The sequence below is a fragment of the Pseudomonas agarici genome, assembly GCF_900109755.1.
Taxonomy (GTDB): domain Bacteria; phylum Pseudomonadota; class Gammaproteobacteria; order Pseudomonadales; family Pseudomonadaceae; genus Aquipseudomonas; species Aquipseudomonas agarici.
Genome location: NZ_FOAR01000009.1, coordinates 187,263 through 203,605 on the forward strand (window position 1 = coordinate 187,263; position 16,343 = coordinate 203,605).

At 59.9% G+C, this 16,343-nt stretch carries 15 protein-coding genes; 6 read left to right on the forward strand and 9 right to left on the reverse strand.

Annotation, left to right across the window (positions count from 1 at the left end):
• Positions 1–524: 524 nt before the first annotated feature.
• On the forward strand, positions 525–1,424 hold the full coding sequence (locus tag BMX68_RS11140) for a PA4780 family RIO1-like protein kinase (RefSeq protein WP_017130254.1): 900 nt from the start codon (positions 525–527) through the stop codon (positions 1,422–1,424).
• A gap of 42 nt (positions 1,425–1,466) precedes the next feature.
• On the opposite strand, the gene cueR is transcribed toward BMX68_RS11140, so the two are convergent.
• The 3 genes from cueR to BMX68_RS11155 form a co-directional block, all read right to left on the reverse strand.
• Positions 1,467–1,874, reverse strand: a complete 408-nt coding sequence (cueR, locus tag BMX68_RS11145) for a Cu(I)-responsive transcriptional regulator (RefSeq protein ID WP_017130253.1) — start codon at positions 1,872–1,874, stop codon at positions 1,467–1,469.
• Positions 1,875–1,884: 10 nt separating this feature from the next.
• Positions 1,885–4,077 (reverse strand): heavy metal translocating P-type ATPase, encoded by a 2,193-nt coding sequence (locus tag BMX68_RS11150; protein WP_017130252.1) that lies wholly within the window; start codon positions 4,075–4,077, stop codon positions 1,885–1,887.
• 80 nt (positions 4,078–4,157) lie between these two features.
• A complete protein-coding gene (locus BMX68_RS11155; protein WP_017130251.1) occupies positions 4,158–4,544 on the reverse strand; it encodes a hypothetical protein in 387 nt (128 codons plus the stop codon).
• Positions 4,545–4,690: 146 nt separating this feature from the next.
• Between BMX68_RS11155 and BMX68_RS11160 the strand changes: the two genes are divergently transcribed.
• Positions 4,691–4,891: a heavy-metal-associated domain-containing protein gene (locus BMX68_RS11160; protein WP_017130250.1), complete on the forward strand. Its 201-nt coding sequence runs from the start codon at positions 4,691–4,693 to the stop codon at positions 4,889–4,891.
• Between the two features lie 106 nt (positions 4,892–4,997).
• Positions 4,998–6,185, forward strand: coding sequence for a multidrug effflux MFS transporter (locus tag BMX68_RS11165; RefSeq protein ID WP_017130249.1), 1,188 nt, complete (start codon positions 4,998–5,000; stop codon positions 6,183–6,185).
• A 145-nt stretch (positions 6,186–6,330) separates the two neighbouring features.
• Here BMX68_RS11165 and BMX68_RS11170 read toward each other — a convergent pair whose 3' ends face one another.
• The gene (locus BMX68_RS11170) at positions 6,331–6,510 is read right to left on the reverse strand and encodes a hypothetical protein (protein WP_060783541.1); all 180 of its coding nucleotides are present in this window, start codon (positions 6,508–6,510) and stop codon (positions 6,331–6,333) included.
• A gap of 502 nt (positions 6,511–7,012) precedes the next feature.
• Between BMX68_RS11170 and BMX68_RS11175 the strand changes: the two genes are divergently transcribed.
• Positions 7,013–7,729 (forward strand): ArsR/SmtB family transcription factor, encoded by a 717-nt coding sequence (locus BMX68_RS11175; protein ID WP_017130248.1) that lies wholly within the window; start codon positions 7,013–7,015, stop codon positions 7,727–7,729.
• A 136-nt stretch (positions 7,730–7,865) separates the two neighbouring features.
• Here the strand turns inward: BMX68_RS11175 and BMX68_RS11180 are convergent, their stop codons facing one another.
• The 5 genes from BMX68_RS11180 to BMX68_RS11200 form a co-directional block, all read right to left on the reverse strand.
• Complete coding sequence (locus BMX68_RS11180; protein ID WP_017130247.1) at positions 7,866–8,819, reverse strand: adenosine deaminase; 954 nt, start codon at positions 8,817–8,819, stop codon at positions 7,866–7,868.
• A gap of 264 nt (positions 8,820–9,083) precedes the next feature.
• Positions 9,084–9,767 (reverse strand): SDR family oxidoreductase, encoded by a 684-nt coding sequence (locus tag BMX68_RS11185; RefSeq protein WP_017130246.1) that lies wholly within the window; start codon positions 9,765–9,767, stop codon positions 9,084–9,086.
• A 675-nt stretch (positions 9,768–10,442) separates the two neighbouring features.
• Positions 10,443–11,063: an IMPACT family protein gene (locus BMX68_RS11190; protein ID WP_017130245.1), complete on the reverse strand. Its 621-nt coding sequence runs from the start codon at positions 11,061–11,063 to the stop codon at positions 10,443–10,445.
• Positions 11,064–11,087: 24 nt separating this feature from the next.
• Positions 11,088–11,738 carry a TetR/AcrR family transcriptional regulator gene (locus tag BMX68_RS11195; RefSeq protein ID WP_017130244.1) on the reverse strand — a complete coding sequence of 217 codons (651 nt, stop codon included), beginning with the start codon at positions 11,736–11,738 and terminating at the stop codon, positions 11,088–11,090.
• 201 nt (positions 11,739–11,939) lie between these two features.
• Positions 11,940–12,860, reverse strand: coding sequence for a LysR family transcriptional regulator (locus BMX68_RS11200; protein WP_017130243.1), 921 nt, complete (start codon positions 12,858–12,860; stop codon positions 11,940–11,942).
• Positions 12,861–12,984: 124 nt separating this feature from the next.
• Between BMX68_RS11200 and aptA the strand changes: the two genes are divergently transcribed.
• A complete protein-coding gene (gene aptA / locus BMX68_RS11205) occupies positions 12,985–14,334 on the forward strand; it encodes an omega-aminotransferase AptA (RefSeq protein WP_017130242.1) in 1,350 nt (449 codons plus the stop codon).
• Between the two features lie 72 nt (positions 14,335–14,406).
• Positions 14,407–15,900, forward strand: a complete 1,494-nt coding sequence (locus BMX68_RS11210) for a CoA-acylating methylmalonate-semialdehyde dehydrogenase (RefSeq protein ID WP_017130241.1) — start codon at positions 14,407–14,409, stop codon at positions 15,898–15,900.
• Positions 15,901–16,343 lie beyond the last annotated feature (443 nt).

A 16,343-nucleotide genomic window follows, 5' to 3' on the forward strand; every position in this document is an offset into this window, starting at 1 on the left:
TTTCATCAGAGCGTTCCGTGCGCTGTACTGCGCTGTCAGCCGTTGCGCGTCGTCATGGCGCTACCTGAGTCTCCTAGCGGCCTGTGTGGTGAGTTCTATGAGTCAATTTCGGCGCCAGAAGTCCCAGGCCGGCGTTGCTGTTCCTCGCCATAGCTGGGCTATGACTCGTCACAGCGTCTTGGCCATGAACTTCTGGCATCCGAACTTGAGCTAACGAACTCACTGTACAGGCCACTAGGCTTCGTCCCAGACAGGAAAAATTGAGATTGTCTGGCAAAAATTCCTGTTTTTTGCTGAGTATTTAACGGCTGGAAATTGTCGGAAATGACCGGGTACTCTCCTGTTAATGGTCTGGCGAGTGTCAGCTATTATCTTTTGGGCTCATGGATTTGCTGCGCTAATCTGGCACATTGAGTGCTTTGGAGAACATTCGAGGTCGGCATCTTCCTTCCTGCTGTGAGAGGATGGCCGTATAACAAGTGACATTCGCGTGTTTGGCAATAAAGGACCCACAATTAAAGCTGATGAAGACTCCAAAACGCATTGAACCCCTGATCGAGGACGGTCTGGTCGACGAGGTGCTGCGCCCACTCATGAGTGGCAAAGAAGCAGCTGTTTACGTAGTGCGCTGTGGCAACGAGCTGCGTTGCGCCAAGGTCTACAAGGAGGCGAATAAACGAAGTTTTCGTCAGGCGGCCGAGTATCAAGAAGGCCGCAAGGTGCGTAATAGTCGTCAGGCTCGGGCGATGGCGAAGGGCTCCAAGTTCGGTCGCAAGGAAACCGAGGATGCCTGGCAGAACGCCGAGGTGGCCGCTCTGTTCCGTCTGGCCAGTGCCGGTGTGCGAGTGCCCAAGCCGTTCGATTTCCTCGAAGGCGTGCTGTTGATGGAACTGGTGGCGGACGAGTATGGCGATGCCGCGCCGCGCCTCAACGACGTCGTGCTGGAACCGGACCAGGCGCGCGAGTATCACGCGTTCCTGATTTCGCAGATCGTGTTGATGCTGTGTACCGGTCTGGTGCACGGTGACCTGTCGGAGTTCAATGTGTTGCTGACGCCGGATGGCCCGGTGATCATCGACCTGCCCCAGGCGGTGGATGCGGCGGGCAACAACCACGCCTTCAGCATGCTCGAGCGGGATGTCGGCAACATGGCCTCCTATTTCGGTCGGTTTGCCCCGGAGCTCAAGCGCACTCGCTATGCCAAGGAAATGTGGGCGCTGTACCAGGCCGGTACCTTGCATCCGGCTAGTGTTCTGAGCGGCGAGTTCGAGGAGCCGGAAGAATTGGCGGATGTCGGTGGTGTGTTGCGCGAGATCGAAGCGGCGCGCTTCGACGAGCAGCGCCGCCAGGCAATCCGTTCGGCCGACGAGGCCCCACCGGGTAAAATTGCCGAAGAGCCACCGCCACCCTGGATGCAGCACTGATCCGCATAGACGAGCGCCGCCACGCAGGCGGAGTGTGGCGGCTCAGGCTTTCGCGCAACGGCTCCCCGATGCCAGATCCCTGAGGATCGGGCAGTCCGGGCGCTGATCGCCTTGGCAATGTTGTACCAAGTCCAGCAGGGTATCGCGCAACCCGATAAGCTCGCCGATCTTGTGGTTCAACTCGTCGACATGTTGCCGGGCCAGGGCCTTTACATCGGCGCTGGCGCGTTGCCGGTCCTGCCAGAGCGTCAGCAACCTGCCGACTTCCTCCAGGGAAAATCCCAAGTCCCGCGAGCGTTTGATAAATGCCAGGGTGTGCAACTCGTCCGCCCCGTACAGGCGATAGCCACTGTCCGTGCGCGTGGCTGCCTTAAGTAGGCCGATGGACTCGTAATAACGAATCATTTTGGCGCTCAGGCCACTCTGGCGGGCTGCTTGGCCGATGTTCATGACGTCTCCTTCAGTCGAAGTCTTTGGGTTTCCAGGTCTTGAGCAGCAAGGCATTGCTGACCACGCTGACGCTGGAAAGGGCCATGGCCGCTCCCGCCAGCACCGGATTGAGCAGGCCGAAGGCGGCTAGCGGGATACCGATCAGGTTATAGACAAACGCCCAGAACAGGTTTTGCCGGATCTTCGCATAGGTCTTGCGGCTGATTTCCAGCGCTGCCGGTACCAGCCGTGGATCGCCCCGCATCAAGGTAATGCTGGCGGCGTGCATGGCGACATCGGTGCCGCCGCCCATGGCAATGCCGATATCCGCGGCGGCCAGGGCCGGGGCGTCGTTGATGCCGTCGCCGACCATGGCCACGACACCGCTCTTCTTCAGTTCGCTGACAATGGCGGCCTTGTCTGCCGGCAACACTTGGGCGCGAACATCGCCGATGCCCAGGGCCTCGGCCACCACCCGGGCGCTGCCAGGATTGTCGCCGGTCAGCAGGTGGCTGCTGATCTGCCGTGCATGCAACTGCGTGATCGCTTGCCGGGCACCGGACTTGAGTGTGTCACCGAAGGCAAACAAGGCGAGCACTCGCGACAGCGGTCGCTGTTCGATCAGCCAGGACAGGGTGTTGCCCTCGGCTTCCCAGGCGCTTGCCATTTCCTCCAGGGGGGCGATTGCCAGGCCGCTTTCCTCCAGCAGGCGCCGGTTGCCCAGGGCCAGGGCCCGACCACCGAATTCGCCGGCGATGCCACGTCCGGGCAATGAGCGGCTGTTGCGGATATCTGCAACAATCAGGTCACGCTCTGCGCAGGCATCGAGCACCGCCTTGGCCAGCGGGTGTTCGCTGCCGCGCTGAAGCGCTGCGGCCAGCTGCAGGGCAAGGGCTTCGTCACCGTCCACTGCGCTTAAATGAGTAATCTGCGGGGTGCCGGCGGTCAGCGTACCGGTCTTGTCGAAGACCACGGCGCTGACTTCATGGGCGCGCTCAAGCGCCTGGGCATCCTTGATCAGAATACCGTGACGTGCCGCAACGCCGGTCCCGGCCATGATCGCGGTTGGAGTGGCCAGGCCCAAAGCACAAGGGCAAGCGATCACCAGCACCGTCACGGCATTGATCAGCGCTGTCTCCAGGGGGGCGCCGTGCAGCCACCAGCCGACCAGCGTCGCCAGTGCCAGTAGCAGTATGCACGGTACGAATACCTGGCTGACTTTATCCACCAGTTTCTGGATCGGTGCCTTGCTGGCCTGGGCGTCTTCCACCAGGCGGATGATTCGTGCGAGCACGGTTTGCGTCCCCAGTGCCTGGGTCTTGATCAGCAACCGGCCTTCACCGTTGATGGCGCCGCCGATGACTTTGTCCCCCGGCTGTTTGGGCACCGGCAGGCTTTCGCCGTTGATCAGCGCTTCGTCGGCATGGCTCTGTCCCTCGATTACTTCACCGTCCACGGGAAAGCGCTGACCGGGCTTGACCAACACCAGGTCGTCGAGTCGCAGGGCGCTGATAGCGATGTGCTGCTCTCGTCCATCGATCACCCGGATCGCCCGTTCCGGACGCAAAGCTTCCAGGGCCAGGATGGCGCTGGCGGTGTGGCGCTTGGCACGGCTTTCGAGGTATTTGCCCAATAGCACCAGGGCGATCACCACCGCCGAGGCTTCGAAATACAGGTGGGGTATATGAGCGTGGCCGGCGCTGGCCCATTGGTAAAGGCTCAAGCCATAGCCGGCGCTGGTGCCGAGGGCAACCAGCAGGTCCATATTCGCGGCGCCGGCTCGGAGCGCTTTCCATGCGGCGCGATAAAAGCGTGCGCCGAAGATGAACTGCACCGGTGTCGCCAAGGCGAACTGCAGCCAGGCCGGCAGCATCCAGTCGTAACCGAATGGCTGGGCGAGCATCGGCAAGACCAACGGCAGTGCCAGGGCAATTGCCAGCAGTAGCGACCGGCGTTCGCCGCTCAGGCGCCGCTGTGGCGTTTGCGCCGTGGTGGCTTCGCCCTGCTGGGACAGGGGGGTGGAATAACCTGCCGCGCTGACGGCGGCGATCAGCAGCGCAGGGTCGACCTGGCCAAGCAATTGGAGGTGGGCTCGTTCATTGGCCAGGTTGACGCTGACGCTACGTACCCCGACGACCTTGCTTAGTGCCCGCTCGACACGGCCAGCACAGGACGCACAGGTCATGCCGACGATCGGCAGGTCGAGGAAGGTAGATTCGAGCATGGGCGCTACTCCTAGAGAAATTGCCCACAGGATCAACCTTGCCACCCTGGTAAGGTCAAGCCTCTCTTTTTTAACCCGGCTTATTGATAACCCAGCGGTACTGGCTTGAGGCGCAAGCCATTCGGCTCGTCGACGATGGCAAACTTGCGCACCTCACCGCCACGGAGCCTGATCAATTGCTCCGATGTCGCGAGCATGCTTGCGGCGCAGCCTGGAACCTGGCTCGGCAAGGTCTTCAAGCGCACGGAGATGTTTCCGGGCGGCAAGTTGAATGAGGTCGCCCGTTCCTGGAACAACCGAGCCGACAACTGATCGTGCAGGTAAACGCCTATTTCGCAGGAGGTCGAGACCTCCAAACGTTCACGGGAGATAATCAGTACCCCGTAGTTTTCTCCGGCAGCGCAGGCAAAGGGTGTCGCACCGAAAAGGCTGAGAAGGCCGAACAGACTGAAAACTGACCTGCGCATGGCAGAGTCTCCTGCGGTTGAATCGTCGATGACCAAGCTTGGCGTAGGGGCGAGCGAAATGCCAGCCCGGCAGCTTCACGAGGAACTTGACCTTGCTATCATGGCAAGCTTGAGACTGCTGCCGACCTCAATACAGGAGAAGTGTCATGCAAATCTTCAATGTCCAGGGCATGTCGTGCGATCACTGCGTCAAGGCTATTGTTCAGGCCGTGCGAGCCAAGGATCCGGCTGCCAGCGTGCGGGTGGACCTCGGCGCGAAGGAAGTTGGCGTGCAGAGCAGCCTATCGGTTGACGAAGTTATCGACGTGATCAGCGCCGAAGGTTACGAGGTGAAGCTGGCAAGCTGACCTTGCCGAGAGACGGTCAGTTATTTATTGAGCGACCTGTCGGAATGTTCAAGGCATCCTCGTGCAGCTAGACTAGGCGGCTGCGCGCACTGCCACCGGATGCCTGATGAACTTACGAATAATCCTGATTCTCGGTGCCCTGAGCGCCTTCGCTCCCCTGGCTATCGACTTCTACCTGCCGGGTTTCCCGTCGATGGCCATCGCCCTCGACACCGACGAAAAGCATATCCAACTGACGCTGGCGGTGTACTTCCTCGGACTGTCTATCGGGCAACTGGCTTATGGTCCATTGGCGGATCGCTTCGGTAGGCGCAGGCCATTGCTGGGAGGCGTCTTGCTGTTCAGCGTGGCGTCGCTGGCCTGTGCCTTCGCATCGAGTCTGGAATGGCTGATCGCTGCGCGTTTCCTGCAAGCGCTGGGGGGGTGCGCCGGGGCCGTGATTCCCCGTGCGGTGATCAGCGACAAGTGCGACGCTGTCGGTTCGGCCAAGGTTTTTTCGCAGTTGATGCTGGTGACCGGCCTGGCGCCGATCCTGGCGCCAATGTTCGGTGGTGTACTGGTCAATCTCTATGGCTGGCAGTCGATCTTTATCGTGCTGACGTTATTCAGTGCGTTGTCCGCCGTCGCCGTGGCCCTCGGCCTGCCGGAAAGCTTACCGGCCAACCAATCGCGCCCAGCGCTGTCGAGGGCGCTCCAGCAGTACGTCAGCCTGGTGTCGGATCGGGTGTTCTTCGGCCATGCCGTGACGGGTGGGATCGCCATTGCCGGGATGTTTGCCTACATCGCCGGTTCGCCTTTCCTCTTCATCCAGTTGTATGGGGTTCCCGCCGAGCACTACGGTTGGCTGTTCGGCAGCAACGCGGCGGGGTTTATCCTGGTGGCGCAGGTCAACGCGCGCTGGCTGGGCAAGCATGGCCCGGCCTTTCTGCTGGTACGTGCGGTCTGGGTCTATCTGGCGGCGGGACTTGCGCTGCTGGGCATCAGCACCTTGCACACCGCGCAACTCTGGCCGGTGCTGATTCCGCTGTTTATCTGCATTTCTAGCTTGGGTTGCATTATGCCCAATGCGGCGGCCTGTGCCATGCGTGGCCAAGGCGCGCGGGCCGGCAGCGCCTCGGCGATGTTCGGTTGCCTGCAATTCAGTGTCGCGGCGGGCGCGGCGTCGCTGGTCGGACTGTTGCATGACGGCAGCGCTACGCCGATGGCGTTGGTGATCGGCCTGTGCGGGGTGCTGACGGTGGTGGTTGCCATGGGGACTCGTCGTCTGGAGAACGCCCGAGTCGCACGCAGCTAGTAACTTGTGCGGTTAACTCAAAATGGTCAAGGCGTTGTGACGAGTCATGGCCCGCTAAGGCGAGCAACGGCTACGCAGGTCGGCGCTTGTGGCGCCGAAATTGGCTCACGAAACTGGTCACGGAGGCCACTCGATAGTGTGCGGGTCAACCGACGGTTTGCCTTTGTTGCTTGGGAAAGGAATAAGGGGCATACAGGCGTGCCTGCAGCGTGCTGACAAAGGCGCGTGCTTCACTTTCGCTACGGAAAATGACCGCATGCTGATCGAGCTGGACCTGCCACTGGCTGCCGTGGGACTTTGCTAACTCTTTTACAAGGATCTTCATGGCTGACTTCCTTTGGTTGGCAAGGCGGCCATTGTAAACCTGAATACGTTCGCTGAGATGACCTGGGTCAAGGATCTGACTGACGGTGTTTCCGTTTGTTTTTGTAGGTCCTCAATGACCTGCGAGAGTGCCGATGCGGCCTTGCGGCCTGGTCTTCGCGGCGTGCCGTTGTGAGAGTGGGCGAGCCCACACAGCTTTTGGTGGTCTTGACGCCCGCTCCCACCCTGATGCACCTGGCCCCGCATAAGTGCCGGCTGGTCGGTGTGCGGTTTGTTACAACCGGTGCAGGAATAAAAGTCGGCATCGATCCTATTGTGGTTTAGGCTTGATTTATTGGATCCAATGTTTTCCGCTTGAAACGTATTTTGTTACGTTCGCCGGAGTTACTTGCCGAAACGAGAAAAATCTCCAGGTTTTGGCACTTTTGCGCCTTGGTTTGAATGCCGGGATTTCCCAATATGGCTTCATGCGGTCGATCAATGTTTCAACAGGGAGTGAAGACATGGAATATGCACCTTGCATCAGTCAGATAGCCGCGTTGCTTGCAGATCCCAAGCGTAGTGCGATGATGTGGGCGTTGCTCGATGGCAGCGCACGGGCTGCCGATGAATTGGCCTTGCTGGCCGGTTTGTCCCTTTCATCCGCCAGCGCCCACCTGGCTCGCTTGAGTGCCGGAGGGTTGTTGCGGCTCGAGGCTCGTGGCCGCAAACGTTTCTTCCGCCTGGCCGCGCCAGAGATCGCCACGGCCGTCGAGGCGCTGGCGAGCGCTTCCCTGGCGAGCGCGCCGCTGGCGGTGCAGCACTCGATCAAGCTGCAGGCGCCGGATGCGCAGGCGCTCAAGCGTGCCCGTCTGTGTCACGATCACCTGGGCGGGGAACTGGCCTGCGAGTTGTATCAACGATTGCTGGCGGCGGGCTGGATTGAACAAGACGAGCAACGGATTCGCGTCACCAGCGCTGGCGCCCAGCGTTTTGCCGAGCGTGGGCTCTATATCCAGGCGTTGGCGCATGGCCGCCGCGAGACGGTCTGTGTTTGTCACGATGTACGTGAGCGGCGCCCGCACCTGGGTGGTGTGCTCGGTGCGGGGTTGTTGCAGCTGTTTCTGCAATCGGGCTGGTTGGTGCCCATGGAGGAGTCCAGGGCGTTGCGGGTTTCTGCGGCTGGAGAGCGACAGATCGACAAGTTCACCCCCATCGTCGAACTCGAACTGGCCGGCTGAAGTCTCGGTTGCGGTCGCCTGCGACAGGGATGCGAATAGATCGCAACCAAAAATAAACCCCTCCGGTGATACCGCACACTTGATCGAGCATTCGAATCGAGGAGTATCCCATATGGAAACCCAAGGCCGAACCCCACTAGGGTTTGATCAGTCGCGCCTCCAGGCTGTTCTGCGCCAGGCGCCGAGCCTGGTCTTGGGTCATGCCCAGGTGGGTGTGTAAGGCGTGGAAGTTTTCGGTGATGTAACCGCCGAAGTAAGCCGGGTCATCGGAGTTCACCGTCACCCTCACCCCACGTTCGAGCATGTCGAGGATAGTGTGTTGGGACATATGATTGAATACACGCAGTTTGGTGTTCGACAACGGGCAGACGGTTAATGGAATCTGTTCGTCGATGATCCGCTGCATCAGCCGCTCATCTTCGATGGCCCGCACGCCATGGTCGATTCGCTGAATCTTCAGCAGGTCGATGGCTTCCCAGATGTATTGCGGTGGGCCTTCTTCGCCAGCATGGGCGACGGTCAGGAAACCTTCGTTGCGTGCCCGCTCGAAGACTCGCTGAAATTTGCTCGGCGGATGACCCATTTCCGAACTATCCAGCCCGACTGCGACAAACGCATCGCGAAACGGCAGTGCCTGGTCGAGGGTTTTCTGCGCGTCGTCTTCGCTCAGGTGACGCAGGAAACTGAGAATCAGCCCGCTGCTGATGCCCAGTTGCTGCTCACCGTCCTTCAGAGCCGCCGCGATGCCGTTAAGCACCACTTCGAAGGGAATACCCCGATCGGTGTGAGTCTGCGGGTCAAAGAAGGGCTCGGTGTGGATGACGTTCTGAGCCTTGCAGCGCAGCAGGTAGGCCCAGGTCAAGTCATAGAAGTCCTGGGATGTGCGCAGCACATTGGCACCCTGGTAATACAGGTCGAGAAATTCTTGCAGATTGTTGAAGGCGTAGGCCTGGCGCAGGGTGTCGACGTCGGTCCAGGGCAAGGCGATCTTGTTGCGCTCGGCCAGGGCGAACAGCAATTCGGGCTCCAGCGAGCCTTCAAGGTGCAGGTGCAGTTCCGCCTTGGGCAGGGCGTTGAGCCAGTCGTACATAGGTTTTTCTCAGCAGGTGCGATGACCGGCATTCTACAATTGAGCGCCGAAGTGTTTGCTAAAATCTGTCAAAGCGGCTCATGGCTCCCGGACAGGGACCATGAGCCTGGGCAACCGTGGCGGGTTCACCATCGATGCCCAGGTCGGATCGGGCACGGATCCACTAACGTGTTCACGGGCAGGCGCCGGCTCCTCTGAAGTGTGGGTCCAGGTGTGCCTGCTCAGTGTTGCCGTGTTCGCTGATCCTGGGATAACGCGTGGGTCTTACCAGGGAATGGTTTCGCCCTTGTAGTTAATGAAGTGGTGACCGCCTCGGCCTGCATAGGCATTCACCTGGTCGATCAGGCCACGGGTGCTGGTGGCGATCTCGACCTGCGCCTCTTCCCCGCCCATATCGGTTTTCACCCAGCCCGGATGCATCGACAAGACGGTGAAGGTCGGCGCCTCGATTTCGCTCAGGAAGGTATTGGTCATGGAGTTCAGCGCGGCTTTGCTCGCCTTGTAGAACGCCAGCTCTGGGGCATCGGGCGTGGTCACGCTGCCCAAGCCCGAACTCATGAAGGCAATCACCCCGGTGCCGGGACGGATCTGGCCGACGAAGCGCTGCGCGAGGGCAACCGGGGCGATGGCGTTGGTCAGGAACAGCTGGCCGATCTCCGTCAGCGAGGCACTGGCGGGTGTCTGGTCGACCGGGCCCTTGACCCCGGCATTGACGAACAATAGATCGAATACCTGGCCTTCCAGGCGGTGGGCGAGGGCGGTGGCGGCCTTCTGATCATCCAGTTCCAGGCTTTCGATCCGCACCGGGCCGGCGGCTTTCAATGCATCGGCCTTGTGTACATCGCGCACGGTGGCAGTGACGTTCCAGCCGTCGGCCAACAACAATTGCACCAAACCGAGACCGAGTCCCCGGGAGGCGCCGATGATCAATGCGTTCTTATCGCTCATAAGAAAATTCCTTGTGAAGTGAAAACGGGCATCTCAGAGGACAACTCCGTTGCGGGCAATGCTGCAACGCCTGATGCCGTTCGCCGAGTTCAGCAATAGGCGCTTCGAGCAGTTTCAGCCTGCTCCTGGGTCGGGAGTACTCCACAGCGCGGCGAGGCTATCGTTGATCTCGCCGAGACCGAAGCGCGGGCGCCGGGCTCTCTGAGAGCCTGAGGTGGGAGCATACCCCAGGCTTTGTGCGCGTTGTCTGAATTCGTGGTTGCGAGCCACGCACACTGCCGTCGATTGATTCGGGTCAGCGCCTGTAGGAACTGATCGTTACCGCTGCGGTTGTCACTCCGTCGGGAAGTTTTCATTGGTTAAAAAATAACCAAACATCCTCAGGCTCGGCCAGATCGACAACCGCGCCACCCTTGCACGGGTTATCCACAGGTTGCTCCACAGTATTTGTGCGCAAGCGAGGAACTTGGCTATAACCACCGGGCGGCTATGCCCAAACGCGATAAATCCGGCTAAGCCATTGTTTTCAGAAAGTTTCGACGGCTCCACAGAACAATTGAGCGAAAATTGATCAGTGCTCGCAAAGCCACGTTACATAAGGGTTACAGGCGAATGTGCTCAGGTTATCCACAGTCGGGTGCACAGTCATTGTGGGCAAAAGCCAGCGTTTGTTGGTCATTCGCGTTCGGTGCCTGTGGACAACACGGGCACGGCTTGTCGCTGCAAGAGGATGCGCCCGCGACTGAGGTCGGACAATTGTCGTTGCAGAGGGTGTATATGACTTTCGCCGAGGGCAAGTTGCAGTTCCACCCCGTTGGCGGTGAAGTGCTCCTCGACAATCAGGCCACCGGCTTCGGCGACCCGCATCTTGACCCGTGTCAGCTCACTGAAGTCGCAGGCACAGCTTAGCGGCAGCCGGCTGATCAGCTCGATGCGGCTGGCATTCTGCAGGCACTTGTTGGCGCCGCCGCCATAGGCGCGGGCCAGGCCACCGGTGCCCAGTTGGATGCCGCCGTACCAGCGAATGACCAGTACCACCACCTGGTCGCAGTTCTGGGCCTCGATGGCCGCGAGGATCGGTCGGCCCGCAGTGCCGCCGGGCTCACCATCGTCGCTGCTGCGGTAATGATCGGCGAGCTTCCAGGCCCAGCAATTATGGCTGGCATCCAGGTCGCTGCGTTGCTCGATAAAGGCCTGGGCTTGGGCGACGTTGGTGATCGGCGCGGCGAGGGTGATAAAGCGGCTTTTGCGAATTTCTTCGCGATATTCGCAAAAGCCGGCAAGGGTAAACGACATAGGGAATCGGCTTTGAGTGTGAGGTCAGAGTGGCGGTGTTAGGCCGCAGCCCTTGAGAATGATGCGAATCAGGTTGTGGCTGGCGTCTTCCATGTCCTGCCTGGTCAGGCGTGTGCGGCCAGTGACGCGGCAGATCTGGGTCGCGAAGTCGGCGTAATGCTGGGTGCTGCCCCAGAGTAGGAAGATCAGGTGTACCGGGTCCACCGGATCCATTTTACCGGCGTCGATCCAGGCTTGAAAGACTTCGGTCCGTCCCTGGAACCAGGTGAGGTAGTCCTGATTAAAATAGTCGCTCAGGCATTCTCCTCCGCTGATGATTTCCATGGCGAAGATTCGCGAAGCCTGGGGGTAGCGGCGAGAGAATTCCATCTTGGCGCTGATATAGTGCGCCAGGGCCTCGGCTGGGTCGTCCTCGGCAGTGAGGTGATTAAAGGTGCTATCCCACAATTCGAGGATGTTGCTCAGCACCGCGATGTACAGCCCCAGTTTGTTGGTGAAGTAGTAATGCAGATTAGCCTTGGGCAGCCCGACATGCTGCGCGATGGTGTTCATGCTGGTGCCTTTGAAACCATGACGGGCGAACTCGTCTTCGGCGGCCTTGATGATTGCCTCTTCGTTTCTCCGCCGGATGCGGCTGGCGGGTTTTGCGACATGGACGGGGACTTCAACGGTCATAGGCGCTTCCGGGCTGATCGGTGGTTGCGGCTTGTCACAGATAACTTACCCACAGGAATCAGACAAGCCTTAGCGCCATAAAAGCCAGAATGACGCGTCATTCTGTCGCTTTCGAGGGCGGGATTTGCGTCAGTTGTCAGTGACAATCGGCATATAGAGGGCGGCAGGGCGCTGGGGCAAGGTAGCTTCGTGTTCGGCGCCTCAGCGCGTCGCGGCCAGACTTTCCAAGAAGCTTTCCAACACCAAATGGGGGCGCCTACCCTTGCGTGTGACCGATGCCAGGCTCAGATCATAGAAACGGCTGCCGGCCTTCAGTGCGCGCAGCCGGCCCTGCTGTACCCAGAGACTGGCGTAATGATCCGGTAGGTAACCGATATAGCGACCGGTCAGGATGAGAAAGGCCATGCCTTCACGGTCGGACGCGCTGGCCGTGCAATTGAGAGCTTGGTAATGCGCCTGGATGTCGGCGGGCAGACGGAAGGTGGGGGCAATCGCATCCAGATTGTTGAGGCGCGTGTCGTCCAATTGGCGGTCATCGACATAAAACAGCGGATGGCCCACCGCGCAGTACAGCAGCGAACGCTCGCTGTACAAGGGCTGGTATTCCAGTCCCGACAGGGCGCTGGCCTGGGGCACGACACCAACATGCAGGCGACCGTCGAGCACACCTTGTTCGACCTCGTTGGGAGCGATCATGCGGATCTGGATTTGCACGTCCGGCCCGCGCTCCTTTAACTGTGCCAGAGCATGGGTGATGCGCATGTGGGGCAGGGTGACCAGGTTGTCGGTCAGGCCAATGGTCAGTTCGCCACGCAGGTGCTGGTGCAGGCCGTTGACCTCGGTGCGGAAACTCTCCAGCGCACCCAATAGCTGCAAGGCCGAGTGATAGACCTCGCGCCCTTCTTCGGTCAGGGAGAAACCGGCGCGGCCACGTTGACACAGGCGCAGGCCGAGACGTTGTTCCAAGTCGCTCATCTGCTGGCTGATGGCCGAGCGACCGATGCCGAGCACGGTTTCCGCCGCGGAAAAACCACCGCATTCCACGACGCCGCGAAAGATCCGCAATAGACGGATATCGAAGTCGCTGACTTGCGCCAGGGGATCGGGGCGGCTGCTGCTCATAGTTTAGTCATCTGTTAACTAAAGATTAGAAATGTTGTATTTCAGCGACTTTATCGCTGTGGCAATTTAGTCGCAACATCGCTTTTAACACCCACGCTGCTTAATGCCTTGCGAGGTTTCGCCCATGAACATGCCTGAAAACGCTCCGTCGTCCCTGGCCAGCCAGCTCAAGCTCGACGCCCATTGGATGCCCTACACCGCCAACCGTAACTTCCAGCGCGATCCGCGCCTGATCGTCGCGGCCGAAGGCAGTTGGCTGATCGATGACAAGGGCCGCAAGGTTTATGACTCGCTGTCGGGCTTGTGGACCTGCGGCGCTGGGCATACCCGCAAGGAAATCCAGGAAGCGGTCGCCAGGCAACTGGGCACGCTCGACTATTCGCCGGGCTTCCAGTACGGCCATCCGCTGTCGTTCCAACTGGCGGAAAAAATCACCGCGTTGACGCCGGGCAATCTTAATCATGTGTTCTTCACCAACTCCGGTTCCGAGTGCGCCGATACTGCGGTGAAGATGGTCCGCGCCTACTGGCGCCTGAAGGGCCAGGCAACCAAGACCAAGATGATTGGCCGCGCCCGTGGTTATCACGGGGTGAACATCGCCGGCACCAGTCTCGGTGGCGTCAACGGTAACCGCAAGCTGTTCGGCCAGGCGATGATGGACGTCGACCACCTTCCACACACCCTGCTGGCGAGCAATGCCTTCTCCCGTGGCATGCCGGAGCAGGGGGGGATCGCCCTGGCCGACGAACTGCTCAAGCTGATCGAACTGCATGACGCGTCGAATATCGCCGCAGTGTTCGTTGAGCCCCTGGCCGGGTCCGCAGGTGTGCTGGTACCGCCACAGGGCTATCTTAAGCGCCTGCGGGAAATCTGCGACCAGCACAATATCCTGTTGGTATTCGACGAAGTGATCACCGGTTTCGGTCGTACCGGCGCGATGTTCGGTGCCACCAGCTTCGGCGTCACCCCGGACCTGATGTGTATTGCCAAGCAGATCACCAATGGCGCTATCCCAATGGGCGCGGTGATCGCCAGCAGCGAGATCTACCAGACCTTCATGAACCAGCCGACCCCCGAGTACGCAGTGGAATTCCCCCACGGCTACACCTACTCGGCACACCCGGTAGCCTGTGCGGCGGGCTTGGCGTCGCTCGAACTGCTGCAGAAGGAAAACCTGGTGCAGAGCGTGGCTGAACTTGCGCCGCATTTCGAGAGCGCCCTGCACGGCCTCAAGGGCGGTAAGAACGTCATCGACATCCGCAACTATGGTTTGGCTGGGGCGATACAGATCGCCAGCCGCGACGGTGACGCCATCGTGCGTCCGTTCGAGGCAGGCATGGCACTGTGGAAAGCTGGGTTCTACGTGCGCTTCGGCGGCGACACCCTGCAGTTCGGCCCTACCTTCAACAGTCGGCCGCAAGACCTCGATCGTTTGTTCGATGCGGTCGGCGAAGTGCTGAATAAGCTCGACTGACCCTTCTCTTTAGAAAAGCTGCTTTTGCGGGAGCGAACCTTCGCTCCCGTTAACTCTGTTCAGGAGCCCGTAATGAGCGCAATCCAACATTTGATCGATGGCCAGATGGTCAGCGATCATGGTCGCACCGCCGCGGTGTACAACCCGTCGACCGGTCAGGTCATCCATCAGGTACCGCTGGCGGATCGCGAGACTATCCAGCAAGCCATCGACTCAGCCAAGGCGGCGTTCCCGACCTGGCGCAATACGCCACCGGCCAAGCGTGCCCAGGTGATGTTTCGCTTCAAGCAACTGTTGGAGCAGAACGAAGCGCGTATCGCCCAGCTGATCAGTGAAGAACACGGCAAGACTCTGGAAGATGCTGTCGGCGAATTGAAGCGTGGGATTGAAAACGTCGAATACGCTTGCGCCGCCCCGCAGTTGCTGAAGGGCGAGTACAGCCGCAACGTCGGCCCGAACATTGACGCCTGGTCGGACTTCCAGCCGCTGGGCGTGGTGGCGGGTATTACCCCCTTCAACTTTCCGGCCATGGTGCCGCTGTGGATGTACCCGCTGGCGATTGTCTGCGGTAACTGCTTTATCCTCAAACCGTCCGAGCGTGACCCCAGCTCGACCCTGCTGATTGCCCAGTTACTGCTCGATGCCGGTCTGCCCAAGGGCGTGCTGAACGTGGTGCATGGTGACAAGACCGCGGTGGATGCGTTGATCGAGGCGCCGGAAGTCAAGGCACTGAGCTTTGTCGGTTCGACGCCGATTGCCGAGTACATCTATGCCGAAGGTACCCGGCGCGGCAAGCGGGTCCAGGCGCTGGGTGGCGCGAAAAACCATGCGGTGCTGATGCCCGATGCCGACCTGGACAATGCCGTCAATGCCCTGATGGGGGCTGCCTACGGCTCCTGCGGCGAGCGTTGCATGGCGATCTCCGTGGCGGTCTGCGTAGGTGACCAGGTCGCGGACGCTCTGGTGGCCAAGCTGGTGCCACAGATCAAGGCGTTGAAGATCGGTGCCGGTACTTCGTGCGGTCTGGACATGGGGCCTCTCGTCACTGGCGCCGCGCGCGACAAGGTGGTCGGTTATATCGACGACGGCCTGGCCGCCGGTGCCGAGCTGGTAGTGGATGGGCGTGGCCACAGCGTTGCCGGTCATGAAAGTGGGTACTTCCTCGGTGGCACCTTGTTCGACCGCGTCACCACACAGATGCGCATCTATAAGGAAGAGATCTTCGGGCCGGTGCTGTGTATCGTCCGGGTCGATAGCCTGGAAACCGCCATGCGGTTGATCAACGATCACGAATACGGTAACGGCACCTGCATCTTCACCCGTGACGGTGAAGCGGCGCGCCTGTTCTGTGACGAGATCGAAGTCGGTATGGTCGGGGTCAACGTGCCGCTGCCGGTGCCGGTGGCCTATCACAGCTTCGGTGGCTGGAAGCGTTCGTTGTTTGGCGACCTGCATGCCTATGGCCCGGATGGCGTGCGTTTCTACACCCGGCGCAAAGCTATTACCCAGCGCTGGCCGCAACGTGCCAGCCATGAAGCTTCGCAGTTCGCGTTCCCGAGCTTGTAAGTAGAGGGCAGAAGGCCGGCCCCTTGGGGTCGGCCTTCTGCTTTTTTGGTTTTTTTCTGACCCTTTCGACAGAAAATAAAAATAAGGGTTGACGGCGAATTCCATGGGCCTATAATTCGCCCCACTTCCGACGCGGTCTAAACGAAAAACTCCTTTTTATTCAGTGAGTTAAGTAGATTTAGATCGGTGCGGTCTTCAGTTCATCGAAGCCCGGAAGCGCTGTAAAAGAGGTGTTGACAGCAGCGTGTAACGCTGTAGAATTCGCCTCCCGCTGATGAGAGATCGACAGCGCAAGTGGTTGAAGTTGAAGCGTTTTTTGAACGAAAAGCGTTGAAAACTTCTCAAATAATCACTTGACAGTAACTGGCGCTGCTGTAGAATGCGCGCCTCGGTTCAGCGAACAGCTCAACCCACCGCTCTTTAACAACTGAATCAAGCAATTC